The sequence below is a fragment of the Streptomyces sp. NPDC090088 genome, from assembly GCF_044747345.1.
In the GTDB taxonomy this organism is placed as follows: domain Bacteria; phylum Actinomycetota; class Actinomycetes; order Streptomycetales; family Streptomycetaceae; genus Streptomyces.
Genome location: NZ_JBIVDZ010000015.1, coordinates 17,779 through 33,469, shown reverse-complemented (window position 1 = coordinate 33,469; position 15,691 = coordinate 17,779). Strand labels below are relative to the sequence as shown.

The following is a 15,691-nucleotide window of genomic DNA, read 5'->3' as shown; positions in this document are numbered from 1 at the left end:
GGGGTCGAAGAGCTGCCAGCTGGCCGGGGCACAGTCAGCGGCGCCTCGGGCGGCGGCATGCGTGGGGCAGCGCTGGGCGCGCCAGCGTAGTTGCTCGGCGTAGGGCAGGTGGCTGAGGTCGTAGAGGGCCATCATGTCCGGCAGGGCGAGTTGGCCAAGGACTGGGCGCCGGTAGGCAGCAGCCTCCAGCGGCTGGCGGGCTGTTTTGGGTCAGGACGGACTGGGTGCAGCGGTGGCGGTGACGGCTGTGGGCCACGCAGCGGAGATCCTTGACCGGCCGTTCGGCGAGGTAGCGGCAGTGCAGCAACTGCACGACGGGGCGGTCGGGTTCGCCCACGTCGGCGGCGGGCTGGCTTGTGGCGGTCGGGGTGGGGGTGAAGGTGCCTGTGTCGATCATGCGGCGGGTACGGAGGGCTAGTTGGCGGCGGATCGCTTTGAGACCCGGCGCGGCGCGGCAGGTGAGCGTGTGGTGTGGGCACAGGACGGCGTGCGGAATGCGGCACCAGTCGGTGCCGTCGCCGTGCGGATGGGCGATTCCGCAGCTCAGGTGCCAGCGGCAGGATGCGGAGATGTCGGTGGCGGCCAGTTCGGCAGGGTGCAGAACGATGGGCCGTCCATCGGCGCGCCGGTAGGGGTCGATGCGGTTGCCGCACTGGCGGCAGCGGTCGCTCCGGCCGGCCCGCAGCAGGCGGCTGGGGCTGGTGTCGGCCACCCGCAGGGGGTGTGGGTGGCGGGTGCTGCGAGGGCTGCCATCCCAGTGACGGCTCGCTGAAGAGGGGGTGGGGAACATGGCGGGCACCGTGCCAGGCGACACGCAGAAGTGGGAAACGTGCCGGAGGGGTGTCCCACGGCCGGCCCAACAGGCCCGCACACATGAACGGCAGCACGTACGGTCGTTCTATGCCTGATTGCCCGATCGAGTGATTTCTGACGCGGCGTGCGCCGAGGCGACGTGGGAGGTCAGGGTTCAGGCGCGCCGGGCGGCGTGTGGTTCTCGCACAGGGCGCCCAACAGGCGCTCGATGGGCACGTCGAAGGTGTGGGCAAGGGCGTGCCAGGTGGTGACGTTGCCGGCGGTGCGGCCGTGCTCGAGGTCGATGAGGGTGCGCCGGGCCAGACCGCTACGGCTGGCGAGTTCATCGAAGGTCCAGCCGCGCTCGGCCCGCAGGCGCGCGAGCACGACACGCAGCCCGGTGAGGTCGGGATCGGGCGGCAAGATCGTCACTCCACCATCCGACGGTGCAGCACCCTGCCCTGTCAGTGCGGGTTTCCGCACTTTCCTTCGGAACGGGAGTGACGTTCACGGTGTGGGAATCTGCACTACGGTGCGTCCGTCTCGGGGCGCCGGTCCACGGTGAGCCCCTGCCACGGGCGCAGACAGACGGGAGGATGACCAGCCCATGAGGCTTGGCGGCACGCACGCCGCTCTACGGCGTGTCTGGACGGTGGAACTGCGTCCGCGGACAGGCGGACCGAGCGTCGTCTGCGCCCACTGCACTGCCCCCGCCGCTGCCGTGAGGGCCAGGTCCGCGCAATCTGCCGCTCTGGCCCATCTGGCCCGCCACGCCCGTACCGACCTGACGCCGGTGCATCTGCGGACCTGTCAGTGCAGTGAGCGGGGCTGCTCATGGCATCCGCGCCACCGCGGCTGCTCGGGGGCGGTGCTGCTCGCCCTCACCCGCGACGGCAGTGGCCGTATGTGGCGGCTCGCTGACACCTGCGCGGCCTGCGCAGCGGCGACCAGCAATACCGCCGTGGTACCGGACACGCTGATCGGCCCGCACCCGCCGCTGCGTCCGGGCCGCGCATCAGCTCGCCGACACCATACGCCTCGCTCCGGGCCCGACGAGCGGGCGAGGGTGCGGGAGATGCTCACCTATCTGGCCGCCGCGCTCCCCCGCTTCACCTCCCCTGCGGCCCGCCTGCTGGCCCTGCAGTGCGCCCTGCGCTCCGACACCCGGGGTCATGCCCGCTTGTCCGGCGGTCTGTTGCGTGGCATGCGCCTGCGCGGGCGTCACGAGCTGTGGGAAGAACTCGCCCAGGCCGGCTGGCTGACCCTGCCCGCCCTCAAGCCGGCACCGGTCATGGTGCGGCTGACGGATGTGGCCGTGCTGGACCAGGCCCCCGGACGCAGCGCGCGCCACCAGGCCGCCCACTGGGCGCTGCGCCCCACACCGTTGCTGTTGCCGGCCGCCGCACCGCCCGCCCTGCGGCTGACCGCTCTGGTACTGGCCGGGCACCTGTGCCACCCCGCCCACCACGGCACCGACATGGACGTCCTCGCCCGGCTGGGCGGGCACTCCCCCGCCCAGACCGCAGAGCTTCTGGACCGTCTGGTGGCCCTGGGCACGCTGGCAGCATGGACCCATGACCGGGACACTGACGAAGTCCTGTGGCACCTTCCCGTACAGGCCCACTCCGCAGTACAGCCACAGGGGCACCGCGCATCGGCCCACCCTGCATGAGCCGGGAAGGGGCGTCGAAGGAGCAACCAGCCCCGTTCTCCGTACTATCTCTACTCCGAGTACCTGACACCGATGCCATCATTGCCGCAGCACACCATCCCAGGCGTGCCTTCGCTCACAGTCAAGACCGAGGAAGAGTGACCATCATGTCCGAGAGCACGATCTCCTCCACCGAGCTGACGTCGCAGTACGCCGCCCAAGTGACCGGCGACCTAGAACGCAACATCAAGGAACAGGAACGCATCAGCGAGGAAATCCGCTCACTCGACACACAGTTGGCCGCCTTGAAGCATGACCACACGATGCTAGTGAACATGCACCAGGCTCTCGGTATCCCGGCAGCACCAGTCGAACCCCCAGCCGTGCCCGACACTGCTGCCGCCCCCTCAGCCCGCAAGGAGACTGCGTCGAAGACCGCGTCGGCAGCAGGGCGGACGCGGGGCGCTGCCGCTGGGCCCGGCCGCACCACGGCCAGGAAGGCGGCAGCCAGGCAGCCCAAGACCAAGACCGCAGGCACCGAGACGCCCCAGCCCACCCTGGTCGAACTCGTCCGCAGCCACCTGGCTGAACAGAGCGAGCCCCGCTCAGCCGCCGAAATCACCACCGCACTCGGCCAGGCCCATCCCGAACGCGGCATCAAGACCACCGTCGTCCGCACCACGCTCGAAGGGCTCGTCGCCAAAACCCTGGCCCAACGCTCCAAGCAGGGCAGCTCCGTCTTCTACGCCTCCCCCGACACGCCGCAACAGAGCGATCAGGAAGAGAAGCAGCCCTCCCAAGCCGAGTAACGGGCGGGCAGGGCAGGCCCGGGAGCGTCATCGCTGACATCTGATTAGTCCGGCAGGCGGCCGCGGATCACGATCAGACGAGCTTGTCCTCTTGGTTGACGGTGACGTTAACCAACATATCGGAGCTACAGACGGCTGGCGGACAGTCCGCCAGCGTTGGCCTCAGTTTTCGGCGACGCAGTCCATGCCTCTGGAGCTGGATCGCTCGATCCAGCTTCCCCGAAGTCCTGGAGATAGTGGGAGAAGTCGGAGTCAGGGGTGTGGCGCCCCAAACCCCAGCTATGTGCATGTCTTGCGACGGTCAATGGTCTGCGCCCCCATGGCGATCTGATCGTTGTCGGCGGCCTCCCGGTCACAGCAGTGCAGGCCGAAATCCGCACCCGGAACGAAAAGGACGGCCAGCGCGGCATCTTCGTTGAAGACGGTCGTTCCGAGAAGGGTTGCCAATACTCGCCGCAAAGTTTCAAGGCCGTGCCGTTTTCAGGCAGTGGTGAAGCGGGTCGGGCCCACTCACGGGGCTGCTCCCTTTTCAGTAGCACTTCATTCCATCGCTGAGAAGTCCGCGGCAGCGGTCCGAGGAACCACTGAGGGGTGGAGTGCGAGCGGGGTCACGGTGATCTCCATGTAGGGGAAAAGCGGTAGGCCCCACAGCAGTTCGTTGAGCCGGTCGTTGTGGGTGACGTCGAACACGCTGAGGTTGGCGTACCGGCCGGCGCAGCACCACAGGTGCAGCCACTTGCCGGCCCGCTGAAGCTTGTCGGCATACTTCTTCTCGGCCGCGAGAGTCGTGGCTCGCGCCTCGGGATCCATGTCAGGCGGAGGGTTGACAGTCATGTGCACGGCGAAGAGCACGGCAGGCCTCCGGTGGCTGCGGACGGTCGGCTGATCAGAGGATGGGATCCAGAACGAAGTCGTAGGACACTCGGCTTCCGCAGCCACCCGCTCGGGGGTGTCGAAGCCGAGCATGTGGGACACGCGCATGCGGTCGGTGAAGCAATTCACTGACCGGCTTGCCAATCGCCTGACCGGCGATGTCCCACAAGGTCATGTCGAGGGCCGACTTCGCGGCTGGGTTGCCCACGGTGCGATGCAGGCGGGCGTGGATCCGTTCGCGGGCGAACGCGTCCAGGCCGGTCAGCTGAGGTGCGAAGACCTCGTCGATGCTCCCGGTCACCGGCGCCTGCGTCTCACCGTTGGTGTAGGGCCGGGGTGGTGCGTCGGCGATTCCGACGAGCCTTTCGTCTGTGTGAATGGCCGTTCCAGAAGGAGAACTCGTGGTCCCTCGCGGCCTGCTCGTTGGACAGGAGCACCGAGTGGCCGCCGGGACGCAGGGAGAGGGTCTGGCCGGTGTCGGTGCCCGCGTAAGCGGGCTAGGACGAGGAACCCCGCGCGGATAAACGCTCCCCTGTAGCGGATCATGTCCCGCGGCAGTCGGCGCTCGGCGGCGTCGAGCGCCGCGGAGACCGAGTAGCTGCGTAGGCGTAGGTGCGGGTGGCCCGCACGAACGACTGGTTCAGGCTGCGGGCGGGTCAGCCGCCGAGTTGGTTGATCCGCCCCGAGTCGGTCCAGATCGCCGCCACGAGGTAGGCGGCCTTGAACGTGTCGGAGTCGTCGGGCCACGGGTAACGCGCCGGCACGGCATCGGCGTCGTCACCGAGACTTGACCTCAGGAAAGCGGCTCACTGCTGCTTCGTGGCACCGATGAAGCTCAGGGCGAAGCTTCGGGCTTCGTCCGCGTTCGAGCCGATCAGGACCGGGACATGACTGGACCGGTCGGTGCGCACGGCGTCTTTGTGGTCCACGGGCAGGCTCGGCGCCTCATGGACGATGGGGGCGTAGCAGCCCCGGCGTCCAGGATCTGCGCCACGCTCCTGCTCCGTGGACAGGAGGCGTCGGTGCAGCCGAGCTTGGCGGCGATGGAATCTCCCTGGGCTTGTGCCTCCGCGTGCGATGAGGTGATGCAGGAGATGCTCTCCATGATGGCCTGGGCGACGCGACCGCGTGCTCGGGTCGGTGAACAGCGCGTACTCCGGCAGACCACCAGCCGACTTCCCGCAGATCGTGATCCGGCCGAGATCGCCATCGAACGCGGTGATGTTCTGCCGCACCCGGCGAAGCGGCCTTTCCCTGGTCCCGCGCACCCCGCTGACCGGCCCGCTCTTCGTCGCGGCGAGCGGAGCGCCATGAACGGTCGTGGCGGAGGCGGCGGTCGTGGCGGACAGAGCGCTGGCAAAGGCTGCGAAGACCACGGTGACGGCAAGCGGGGCTCGCTGTACGTGTTTTCGAGGCATGGCTTACGCCATTGCCACCGAAGGGGCGCCCACCGCGGGGAGTTGTCCGTATCTCTCCACGGTAATTCCCCTACGCGGCCAGATTCTTGCGAACAACCCCCGCCTGCGCGACGATGACGACGTTCTCCGGTCGGCCGAGCAACGCGATGTCGTACAGCGGATCCCCGTCGACGACTACGAAGTCCGCCACTTTTCCTCTTTCGAGGGATCCCAGCCGTTCTTCGACTCCGAGCAGACGCGCCGCGTTCAGGGTTCCGGCCGTGATCGCATCGAGTGGCGTCATTCCCAGCTCGACCAGATAGGACAGTTCGAGCAGATTACGGGCGTGCGGAACGACGCCGGCGTCCGTACCCAGGGCCACGGGAACACCCCTCTCGATGGCACGGGCTATGTTCTCCTTGCTCGTTCCGGCCCACCGGCTCTTCTTCTGGAAGTGGTATTCGGGCATCTTGGCCCGATCGAGCGGCGTGTAAACGGTCGAGAGGGTCGGGACGAGGAACGTGCCCTGTTCCCGCGCCAGGTCGCAGAGTTCGTCGGTCATGCCGTAGCCGTGTTCCACGCTTGCCACCCCTGCGTGCAGGGCGTTGCGGATGCCGACGGTGCCCTGGGCGTGCGCGGCGACCGGCTTTCCGCGGTGCCGTGCCGCCTCGTCGACAACCGCTCGCAGTTCCTCGACGGTCAGGCCCTCGTCGTCGGGGTCGTCGTGCGGGCTTCCCATGCCGCCGGTGGCGCAGACCTTGACGACGTCCGCGCCCGCGCGCAGCATCCTGCGGGCTGCCACGCGTGCCTCGTCGGGGGTGTCGGCGATCTCACCGAGGTGGGGGGCAGCGTCGACGCCGCCGGGCAGCGAGCAGTCGGCGTGGCCGCCGGTGTGGCCGATCACCTTGACGGCCACCTGGAGGCGGGGGCCCTCGATCAGTCCGCGTGCGTTCGCCTCGCGGTAGCCGGCGGGGATGCCGCCGAGGTCGCGCAGTGAGGTGACGCCGGCGTGCAGGGTGGCGCGCAGCCGTGCGGCGGTCTCGAGGACCTCCACCGTGGGGTCGGCGGTCAGTCCCGCGAGCAGCCCGCGCTCCGGGGTCATGCAGAGGTGGACGTGGCAGTCGAAGAAGCCCGGCAGCAGGGTGCGGCCCCCCAGGTCGACCATCGCGGCCGGTGGCCCCGGCGGTGCGGTGGCCGCCGGGCCCGCGTAGGCGATCAGTCCGTCGTCCGTCACGTCGAGGACGGCATCGGGCACGGGTGCGGCTCCGGTGCCGTCGACGAGTGCGGCGTGGTGATAGCGAGTGATCATATCATCTCCGTTCTGAACATATGGGTGCCGGAGCCGACCTCGACGGGGTCGCTGCCGTCCGGCAGGTCGATCAGGGCGGTGGTCCCCGGAGGCACGGTCACCTCGACGAGCAGTTCGCCGCCAGCACGGGTCCAAGACACCTCAGCCCTGCCGTAGGGGGTGTCGTGGGCCGCGCGGGCGTGGGTCAGCCCTCCGCCGGGGCGGGGGCGGACCAGCAGACGCCGGTAGCCGGGGGTGGCTGGGGCGAGGCCTGCGACGGTGCGGTGCAGCCAGTCAGCGACGGCGCCGAGAGCGTAGTGGTTGAACGACGTCATCTCACCGGGGTTGACGCGTCCGTCGGGCAGCATGCTGTCCCACCGCTCCCACACGGTGGTCGCGCCCATGGTCACGGGATACAGCCAGGACGGGCAGGTGCGCTGGAGCAGCAGCCGGTAGGCGGTGTCGTACTCCCCCGCCTGGCACAGCGCGTCGCAGATCAGCGGGGTACCGACGAAGCCGGTGCCGATGTGGAAGTCCTCGGCTCGCACGAGTTCCGCCAACCGCTGCCCGGCCGACCGCCGTTGACCGTCCGTCTCCAGCAGCCCGAAACACAGCGCCAGGGCGTAGGCAGTCTGCGCATCGCTAGTCAGCCGGCCGTCCGGGGTCAGGTACTCCGCGCGGAAGGCGGCCCGCACGGCCTCGGCCAGTCCGGCGTAGCGCGTGTGATCCGCCTGCCGTCCGAGCAACAGGGCGCTGCGGGCGAGCAGTTCGGCCGAGCGGGCGTGGTAGGCGGTGGCAACCAGGTGCGGGTCGGTGCGGGCTTCGCCTGGCCGGTCGGGTGGGGCGGCCGGGTCCAGCCAGTCACCGAGCTGCCGGTCGGTGTCCCAGACGTGGCGGTCGCCTGCGGACGCCGCGACACCGTCGACCCAGGCCTTCATCGAAGGGTAGGCGTCGGCGAGGACCTGGGGGTCGCCGTACCGCTCGTACAGTGTCCAGGGCACGATCACGGCTGCGTCTCCCCAGGCGGCCGCGCGCAGTTCGGGGAAGCGGGTACGGATGTACGGCACGTACATGGGGACCCTGCCGTCCGTGTGTTGCTGGGCGGCGAGGTCGGTCAGCCAGGAGCGCAGGGGGCCCGCGCAGTCGTGCAGGAACGCCGCGGTCGGGGCGAAGACCTGGACGTCGCCGGTCCAGCCGAGGCGTTCGTCGCGCTGCGGGCAGTCGGTGGGCACGTCGACGAAGTTGCCGCGCATGCTCCACACCACATTGTCGTGGAGGCGGTCGAGTAGGGGCTCCGAACAGCTGAACCAGCCGGTGCGGCGCATGTCAGTGTGGAGGATGACGGCCCGGACGTCGCCGGGTCCGGGCGTGCCGGGCCAGCCGTCGACCTCGGCGTAGCGGAAGCCGTGGAAGGTGAACCGGGGTTCCCACTCCTCGCCGTCCGGTGCACCGCTGAGGGTGTAGGTGTCGACGGCGTGCGCGCGCCGCAGCGGGCGGACGCACAGTTCCCCGTCCTCCAACACCTCGGCGTGCCGCAGGGTGACGGTACGGCCCCGCTCGCCGCGTACCCGGATGCGCAGGCGTCCGACGAGGTTCTGCCCGAAGTCGAGAAGGGTGCGGCCGGATGGAGAAGTCAGGACGGCGACCGGGTCCACCAGTTCGGTACGGCGCACGGGTGGTCCGTCGGGGGCCACGAGCCGGGTGGGGTCGTAGGAGACGGTCCGTACCGGCTGCCAGTCGGCGGGCTCGCGGCGTGCGTCGTGGGTCTCCCCCTCGTAGAGGCCGCAGGCGAGGACCGGTCCGTGCACGGCCTGCCAGTCGGGTCCCGTGCCGAAGGTGTCGTGGGTACCGTCGGTGTAGCGGACCTCCAGCTGGGCGAGGGCCGCTAGCCGGTCACCGTAGTGGTTGCGGGTGCCGCCGCCGAAGCCGAGCAGGCCGCGGAACCAGCCGTCGGCCAGGTGGATCCGCAGTTCGTTCGGGCCCTGCCGGATCAGGTGGGTGATGTCGTGGGTGTGGTAGCGCAGGCGCCGGGAGTAGTCGGTCCACCCGGGGGCCAGGACGTGGTCGCCGACGTGTTCACCGTTCAGTTCGGCCTCGTACAGGCCGTGGGCGGTGGCGTACAACCGAGCCGAGGCGACGGGGCCGCGCGGGCGGAACGCGCCGCGCAGCACGGGTGGCGGGACGGGACGGTCGGTGGGCTCAGACCAGTCCGGCGACACGAGGCGCGCGGACCAGTCCCCGGGGTCGAGCAGCCCGGCCTCGACCGTGAGCGGTGCCGACCAAGAGGAGGCGCCCCCACCGTCCGGGCCCCAGACGCGGACGGCGACCTCGACCCGTCGGCGCGAGGACAGCGGGTCTCCGGGCCAGGGCACCAGTACGGACTCCCCGGAGTCGTGTCGCACGTGGACCGTCTCACGGCGGTCCTCGGTCAACCGGATCTCGTACGCGCTCTGCCGCCATCCCGGTCGCTCGGTGAGCGTCCGCCAGGACAGCCGAGGGCGTCGCTCGCCGATGCCGAGCGGTGCCGTGTGGTGTTCGGCCCGAACATCGGTGACGCGGAGGCTGGGGTCGGTCATGGGGTTCCTGTTCCGGCGGGTGGGGTGGTGGCGGGCGGCAAGGAGAAGCCGAAGACGGCGCCGCGCGGGCGGTTGGGACGCACGCTGATCCGGCCGCCGTGGCGGGTGATGATCCGGTGGCTGAGGGCGAGGCCGATACCGCTGCCGTTCTCCTTGGAGGTGAACACCCCGTCGAAGACACGTTCGTCGGGGGCCGGCCGATGGCCTTGGTCACGGACGTCCAGCTCGGTCCGCCCGTCCGCGCCGAGCCGGGTGGCGATCTCGACCGCGCCCGTGCCGCCCGGGAAGCGGGCCATCTCGTCGACCGCGTTGAAGGCGAAGTTCATGACGACCTGGCCGATCAGGACGTTCTCGCAGCGCACCGGGAGTGGTCGGGCCGTAAGGTCGAAGGCGACCTGCACGCCGTGTTCCTGGGCACGTAGTTCGACGAAGTAGGCGCAGTCGCGGACGATGTCGTTGAGGTCGGTGAGTTGCTCCGACTGCTCCAGCCGGCCGACGTAGTGCCGCAGGCTGCCCAGGATGCGCCGGGCTCGCTCGATCTGCCGGACGGCGTTGTCCAGGCCCCAGGCCACCGAGGTGTCGGCGGTGCCGAGTCTGCCGCGGGCGCCCTCGACGAAGTTGTAGGCGGCGGCGAGCGGCTGGCTCACCTCGTGGGCGATGGCCATGGCCATGTCGCCCATGGCGTTGTAGCGGGCGAGGTGGTCCAGGTGCTGGGTGTCACGGCGGTGCTGTTCCTCGGTGCGGACGCGGTCGGTGACGTCATAGAAGAGCAGCATGCGGCCGTGCAGGTCGCTCTCGATCTCAATGCGCTGGCAGGTGGTGGCGTACCAGCGGGGTTCGGTTGCCGGCGCGGCGAATCGGTAGCGGCCTTCGCGGGCGGGAACCGGTCCGCCGTCGCAGTACGTGGCGAAGTCCGCGCCTTCCAGTCCCTCTCCGAGGTGGCGCAGTGCGGACTCGCTGGCGAAGACGACCCGGTCGGTGTCGTCCAGGACGACGATGCCCTCGGCGAGGCCCGCGAGGAAGGTGTGCAGCCAGTGCTCGGTGCGGAACAGGTCGCGACGGACCGCCTTCTCCTCGGCGATGTCCCGGAACTGGACCATCACCGCCGTGTGTCCGGCGAGTTCGACGCGGATGGCGATGGCTTCGGTGAGGATCTCCTCGCCCGTTCGCGAGCGGTAGCACCACTCGGTGGCGCTGGTGCCGTCCGTCACGGCGCGGCCGAGCCAGCGGTGGCCGAGTTCCCGGGTGTACTGGCGGGCGTTCTTGCTCATGTCCGGGGCTTTGAGAGGCCGCAGTTCCTCCAGGGACCAGCCGAGCAGGTCGCAGGCAGCCCGGTTGGCCCAGAGGATGTCGAAGGTGCGGGCGTCGTGGAGCAGGACGCAGTACCGCAGCGCATCCGTGAGTTCCCTGAAGTCCTGCGGGGTCAGGACCTCGCCGGTCGTCATGAGTTCTCCAGCCGCAGGACGTCGTGGACGAGGGCCGCGATGCTCTCGGCGCCGGTCTTCTCGCGGATGCGGGCCCGGTGCACGTCCACGGTCTTGGCGCTGATGCCGAGCCGCCCGGCGATCTGTTTGTTGGGGATGCCTTCCACCGACAGGTCGAGCACTTCGCGCTCGCGTGCCGTCAAGTCGGCCAGACGGGCGCGCAGTTCGGCGTGGAGCGTTCGGTGGGCGAAACGGTCGCGGGCGGTGCGCCGGGCGGCCTGGACGACGTCGAGCAGGTGCTGCGGGTCATAGGGCTTTTCCAGGAAGTCGACGGCGCCGTTCTGCATCGCGCGCACCGACATCCTGATGTCGCCGTGCGCCGAGACGAACACGACGGGCATCGGTTCCCCGGTCTCGTTCAGCAGGCCCTGCACATCGAACCCGCTCAGTTCGGGCATGCGCACGTCGAGGACCAGGCAGGCGGGTCGGGACCGGTCGTAGGAGTCCAGGAAGTCGCGGGGGTCGTGGAAGCGCTGCGAACGGATGCCGACGGATTCGAGGAGCCACGCGAGGGACTCGCTCAACTCTTGGTCGTCGTCCAGGATGTACACCAGGCACATCTCAGCCGTCCCAGGCGGCCCGTGCGGTCCAGTACTCGCTGCCGTCGGCGCTCACCCCGTGGTGCCACTCGGTGGTGCGGCGCAGTGCGGGTTCCACCTGTGCGGTGGCCGTGTCGGCGCCGTCGGGTCCGTCCTCCTCGACCGTCCAGTGGACCCAGTTGACCTCCCTGCCGCGGCTGTCGTGGGTGAACAGGTCGACGTGGTGCCAGCCGTAGCCATGGGTGTCGGCGTAGCAAGTGAGCAGCATCGTGCGGGCGCTCGTCCGGGTGGTCATGGCTCCTCCCTCAGGGGGGCGCTGAAGAGTCGTTCGGTGTGGAAGGCCCGGATGCGCGGCCGGTCCGGGTCCAGACGGAAGGTCACGTCGAGCCGGGCGACCATGATCTCGGTGCGGCCGTCCTCGTAGCGCGAGAGTTGCTGCATGGGCCAACTGCCGTGCGCCGAGGCCCCATCGGAGTCCACTGTGCCGGGGAACAGCAGGTGGACGTTGGTCCGAAAGTGGGAGCTGGGTGGGAGGTACCCGGCCAGCATCGCGGCGATGGCCTCGCGGCCTTCAGTGCGGCCGAACTTCGCCGCGTAGTCGGTGCCGCCGCCTTCCCAGACCGCGTCTTCGGTGAACAGGTCGCCGAGGTCGCCGTCGACCGGGGCGGGTACGTCGCACAGGGCCAGGTAGCGGGTGAGGGTGGCGACGACGTCCGCGGTCACGGCGTGGCCGCCGCGAGACGCTCGGTGCGGCGCTGTGCCTGGCGTTCGGGGTCCGGCACCGGCGCCGCGAGCAACAGCTTCCGGGTGTAGGGGTGTTCGGGATGCTCGGTGATCTGGGCGGCGTCGCCGGTCTCGACGATGCCGCCGCGGTAGAGCACCGCGACCCGGTGGCTGATGTGCCGTACGACGGACAGGTCGTGGGTGACGAACAGGTACGCCACGCCGGTCGCCTCCTGAATCTCGATGAACAGGTCGAGGACCCGGGCCTGGGTGGTGAGGTCCAGTGCGCTGACCGGTTCGTCGCAGACGATCAGCTTGGGGTCCCGGCACAGGGCGCGGGCGATGGCGATGCGCTGGCGCTGGCCGCCGGAGAACTCCCGGGGCAGCCGGCGGGCGGCGTCGTGCGGGAGGTAGACGTGGTCGAGGAGCTGCTGGACACGGCGTTCGGCGTCGGCGCGGGCGACGCCGGTCACGAGCAGAGGCTCGGTGAGGATGTCCATGACCGTCATGGCGGGGTTCAGCGAGGTGAACGGGTCCTGGAAGACGACCTGGATGTCCTTACCCAGGGCCCTGCGTTCTCGTTTGCCGAGTCCGGAGACGCGCCGTCCGGCGTAGCGGATCTCGCCGGAGGTGACGGGTGCCAGGCCCAGAACGGCCCGGCCCAGGGTGGTCTTGCCGGAGCCGGACTCGCCGACCAAGCCCAGGGTCTCGCCGGGGGCGATGTCCAGGGAAACGCCGTGCAGCACCCGGAAGGGTTTGTCGCGCCGGCTCTTGCCCGGGTACTCCACGACGACGTCGTCGAGTTCGAGCAGGGGCGCGGGTGTGGTGGGGTCGTCGTTGCGGGCGGTCATGACGTCACCTCCTTGAGGGGTTTCTCGGGCAGCCGCAGCAGGCCGCGGGCGGGGCCGCCCTCCAGCGTGGAGTCGAGGAGCATGCGGGTGTAGTCGTGGCCGGGTTCGGCGAACATCCGGCGCGCCGGGGCGGTCTCGACGATGCGGCCCTGCCGCATGACGGTGACCCGGTCGCAGATGTCGGCGACCACGCCGAAGTCGTGGGTCACAAGGATCATGCCCATCCCGCGCTCCTGCTGGAGTGAGCGCATCAGGTCGAGCACCTCGGCCTGCACGGTGACGTCGAGGGCGGTGGTCGGTTCGTCGGCGATCAGCAGCTGCGGGTCGCAGGAGACGGCGCCAGCGATGAGGACACGCTGGGCCATGCCGCCGGAGATCTGGTGCGGGTAGGATCGAAAAACCCGCTCCGGGTCGGAGATGCCGACCCTGCCGAGGAGCGCGAGCGCCTTGGCCCGGGCCTCGGCGCGGGACAGGCCCAGATGCTTACGCAGGGGCTCCACCAGCTGGAAGCCGATACGGAAGCACGGGTCCAGGTTGGACATGGGTTCCTGCGGGATGTAGCCGATGCTCCGGCCGCGCAGCGCGTTGAGATCGGCGAGGTCCAGGCCGAGCACGTGCTTCCCGTCGAAGGTGAGCCGGTCGGCGCTCACCTCGGCCTCGTTGGGGAGCAGACCGAGCACGGAGAACGCGGTCTGGCTCTTGCCGGACCCGGACTCGCCAACCAGTCCGAGGACCTCGCCGCGGTCCAGGATGAGGTCGACGCCGTCGACGACGGTCTTCTCACCGTAGGAGACCCGCAGCCCCGAGACGGTGAGCAGGCGCTCGGCAGGGACGTCATCGGTGGCGGAGCCCGCCGGGGGGACGGGCCTGCGGCGGCGCACCACGCGCGGCGGTGCCGTGCCCAGCGCGTCTCGTACCGCGTTGCCGAGCATGCTGGCGGCGAGGATGGTCAGGCCCATCGCGCCGCCGGGCCACACCAGCAGCGTCGGCGCGTTGTAGATGTTGGTGAAGGCGTCGTTGAGCATGGCGCCCCAGCTGGACTGGGAAGCCTTGCCGAGACCCAGGAAGGCCAGGCCCGCCTGGATGCCGATCGCCACGGCGAACACCTGGGTCGCCTGGATCACGGACGGCGCGACGACCACGGGCAGCACGTGCCGGCGCATAATGCGCGCGTCGCCGAGTCCGGAGACCCGGGCGGCGTCGACGTACAGCTCCTCACGGACGGCGAGGACGGAGGCGCGGATGAGCCGGAAGACCATCGGGGCCATGATCACGCCGAGGACGATCATGGCCACGTCGAGGTCCTGGGAGACGGTGGCCATGACGACGAGCATGACGATGATCGCGGGGACGGCCATGATGACGTTGACGACCCAGCCGGCGATCGCGTCGAACCAGCCCCGGTAGAAGCCCGCGATCAGGCCGAGGGGGGCGCCGACCAGGAAGGCAACGAGGACAGCGAGGGTGCCGCCAACGAGGCTGGTGCGGCCGCCGTACAGCAGCCGGGCCAGGACGTCCCGGCCGACGCCGTCGCCGCCGAGCGGATGGGCGCCGGACATCGGGGCGAGGGTGTCCGCCATGACGCTGCGGTCGGGCGAGTGACCGGTGAGGAGCGGGGCGGCGAGGCTCGCGACGATCACCAGGGCGAGGACCGCCAGGCAGCCGGCGGCCACCGGGTCGCGGAGGGTGCGGCGCCACAGGACGTCCCGGCGGGGCGGTGCGGCGGCCGCGGGGGTGGACTGTGCCGGGGTCATGAGATACGCACCTTGGGGTTGAGCCAGCCGTAGGCGATGTCGAGGAGCAGGTTGACGGCCACGACGATGACGACGGTGACCACCACTGTGCCGAGCAGGACGGGGGCGTCCCCTCGTGTAGCGGCGGAGTTGGCGAGGCTGCCGATGCCGGGCAGTCCGAAGACCTTCTCCACAACGACGGCGCCGCCGATGAGGCCGATGAACTGGAGGGCGAGCACGGTCAGGGCGGGCGGTGCGGCGTTGCGCAGGGCGTGCCGCAGGATGACGCTGCGGGTGCTCAGGCCCCGGCTGCGCAGCGTCCTCACGAAGTCCGCACGCAGGACGTCGACCATGGCGCCGCGCACCTGCATCGCGGTCGCCGCGGTGGCGCCGACGGCCAGGGAGACTGCCGGCAGAATGATGGAGCGCAGCCAGTCGATGCCGGAGCTGTTCAGGGCGACGTACCCGGTGGCGGGCAGCCAGCCCAGCCGGACCGCCAGGGTGACCGCGAGGACGAGGGCGATCAGGAAGCTGGGCACCGCGGTGCCCAGGACGGCGGCGAACTGCACCAGCCGGTCGACCCAGCCGCCGCGCAGCGCCGCCGCCGTACCAAGGGCGACGCTGAGCACGGCGGCCAGCAGCAGACCGGCGAACACGATCGAGAGGGTGACGGGCAGGGTGTCCATCAGGGACTGGTTCACCGGGTCGCCGGTGAACCAGGAGTCTCCCAGATTGCCCTGGAGTGCCTGTCCCGCCCAGTGCCCGTAGCGCTCCACCAGGGGTTGGTCGAGCCCGAGTTGACGGGTCTTGGCGGCCACCGCGGCCCGTGAGGCGGTCTCGCCCAGGACGTTGCGGGCCACGTCGGTGCCCGTGAGGCCGAGCATAAGAAAGGTCGCGGTGGCGACGACGACCACCAGGACGGCTCCGGCGGCGATGCGCCGGATCAGGAATGCGAGCACAGTCGGTTCCTCCTTC

General features: G+C 70.2%; 16 protein-coding genes. 2 read left to right on the top strand and 14 right to left on the bottom strand.

Translation table 11 applies throughout. The annotated features are described in order from the left end of the window. Positions 1–34: 34 nt before the first annotated feature. Together ACIPSJ_RS49475 and ACIPSJ_RS49470 are read right to left on the bottom strand one after the other, a co-directional pair. On the bottom strand, positions 35–790 hold the full coding sequence (locus tag ACIPSJ_RS49475) for a DUF6083 domain-containing protein (protein WP_401356531.1): 756 nt from the start codon (positions 788–790) through the stop codon (positions 35–37). A 170-nt stretch (positions 791–960) separates the two neighbouring features. Next, positions 961–1,224 carry a helix-turn-helix transcriptional regulator gene (locus ACIPSJ_RS49470; RefSeq protein WP_401356529.1) on the bottom strand — a complete coding sequence of 88 codons (264 nt, stop codon included), beginning with the start codon at positions 1,222–1,224 and terminating at the stop codon, positions 961–963. 643 nt (positions 1,225–1,867) lie between these two features. Between ACIPSJ_RS49470 and ACIPSJ_RS49465 the strand changes: the two genes are divergently transcribed. Further along, a complete protein-coding gene (locus tag ACIPSJ_RS49465) occupies positions 1,868–2,464 on the top strand; it encodes a hypothetical protein (RefSeq protein WP_401356527.1) in 597 nt (198 codons plus the stop codon). A 146-nt stretch (positions 2,465–2,610) separates the two neighbouring features. Then, positions 2,611–3,252: a hypothetical protein gene (locus ACIPSJ_RS49460; protein WP_401356524.1), complete on the top strand. Its 642-nt coding sequence runs from the start codon at positions 2,611–2,613 to the stop codon at positions 3,250–3,252. Between the two features lie 540 nt (positions 3,253–3,792). Here ACIPSJ_RS49460 and ACIPSJ_RS49455 read toward each other — a convergent pair. The 12 genes from ACIPSJ_RS49455 to ACIPSJ_RS49400 form a co-directional block, all read right to left on the bottom strand. Continuing rightward, complete coding sequence (locus ACIPSJ_RS49455) at positions 3,793–4,104, bottom strand: muconolactone Delta-isomerase (protein ID WP_401356522.1); 312 nt, start codon at positions 4,102–4,104, stop codon at positions 3,793–3,795. Positions 4,105–4,138: 34 nt separating this feature from the next. Continuing rightward, on the bottom strand, positions 4,139–4,477 hold the full coding sequence (locus ACIPSJ_RS49450; protein ID WP_401356766.1) for a hypothetical protein: 339 nt from the start codon (positions 4,475–4,477) through the stop codon (positions 4,139–4,141). 454 nt (positions 4,478–4,931) lie between these two features. Continuing rightward, entirely contained in the window at positions 4,932–5,360 is a 429-nt protein-coding gene (locus ACIPSJ_RS49445; RefSeq protein ID WP_401356521.1) for a hypothetical protein, read from the bottom strand. A gap of 253 nt (positions 5,361–5,613) precedes the next feature. Continuing rightward, positions 5,614–6,831, bottom strand: coding sequence for an amidohydrolase family protein (locus tag ACIPSJ_RS49440; protein ID WP_401356519.1), 1,218 nt, complete (start codon positions 6,829–6,831; stop codon positions 5,614–5,616). Then, complete coding sequence (locus ACIPSJ_RS49435; RefSeq protein WP_401356516.1) at positions 6,828–9,386, bottom strand: glycoside hydrolase family 78 protein; 2,559 nt, start codon at positions 9,384–9,386, stop codon at positions 6,828–6,830. The genes ACIPSJ_RS49440 and ACIPSJ_RS49435 overlap by 4 nt, the downstream gene beginning before the upstream one ends. Beyond that, positions 9,383–10,831, bottom strand: a complete 1,449-nt coding sequence (locus tag ACIPSJ_RS49430) for an ATP-binding protein (RefSeq protein WP_401356514.1) — start codon at positions 10,829–10,831, stop codon at positions 9,383–9,385. Before ACIPSJ_RS49430 ends, ACIPSJ_RS49435 begins: the two co-directional genes overlap by 4 nt. Beyond that, a complete protein-coding gene (locus tag ACIPSJ_RS49425; protein WP_401356511.1) occupies positions 10,828–11,430 on the bottom strand; it encodes a response regulator transcription factor in 603 nt (200 codons plus the stop codon). The genes ACIPSJ_RS49430 and ACIPSJ_RS49425 overlap by 4 nt, the downstream gene beginning before the upstream one ends. Position 11,431: 1 nt before the next feature. Further along, positions 11,432–11,704: a hypothetical protein gene (locus ACIPSJ_RS49420; RefSeq protein ID WP_401356509.1), complete on the bottom strand. Its 273-nt coding sequence runs from the start codon at positions 11,702–11,704 to the stop codon at positions 11,432–11,434. After that, entirely contained in the window at positions 11,701–12,132 is a 432-nt protein-coding gene (locus tag ACIPSJ_RS49415) for a nuclear transport factor 2 family protein (RefSeq protein ID WP_401356507.1), read from the bottom strand. The genes ACIPSJ_RS49420 and ACIPSJ_RS49415 overlap by 4 nt, the downstream gene beginning before the upstream one ends. Then, positions 12,129–12,983 (bottom strand): ATP-binding cassette domain-containing protein, encoded by an 855-nt coding sequence (locus tag ACIPSJ_RS49410; RefSeq protein ID WP_401356505.1) that lies wholly within the window; start codon positions 12,981–12,983, stop codon positions 12,129–12,131. Before ACIPSJ_RS49410 ends, ACIPSJ_RS49415 begins: the two co-directional genes overlap by 4 nt. Further along, the gene (locus ACIPSJ_RS49405; RefSeq protein WP_401356503.1) at positions 12,980–14,737 is read right to left on the bottom strand and encodes an ATP-binding cassette domain-containing protein; all 1,758 of its coding nucleotides are present in this window, start codon (positions 14,735–14,737) and stop codon (positions 12,980–12,982) included. Before ACIPSJ_RS49405 ends, ACIPSJ_RS49410 begins: the two co-directional genes overlap by 4 nt. Further along, positions 14,734–15,675, bottom strand: a complete 942-nt coding sequence (locus ACIPSJ_RS49400; RefSeq protein WP_401356500.1) for an ABC transporter permease — start codon at positions 15,673–15,675, stop codon at positions 14,734–14,736. Before ACIPSJ_RS49400 ends, ACIPSJ_RS49405 begins: the two co-directional genes overlap by 4 nt. Positions 15,676–15,691 lie beyond the last annotated feature (16 nt).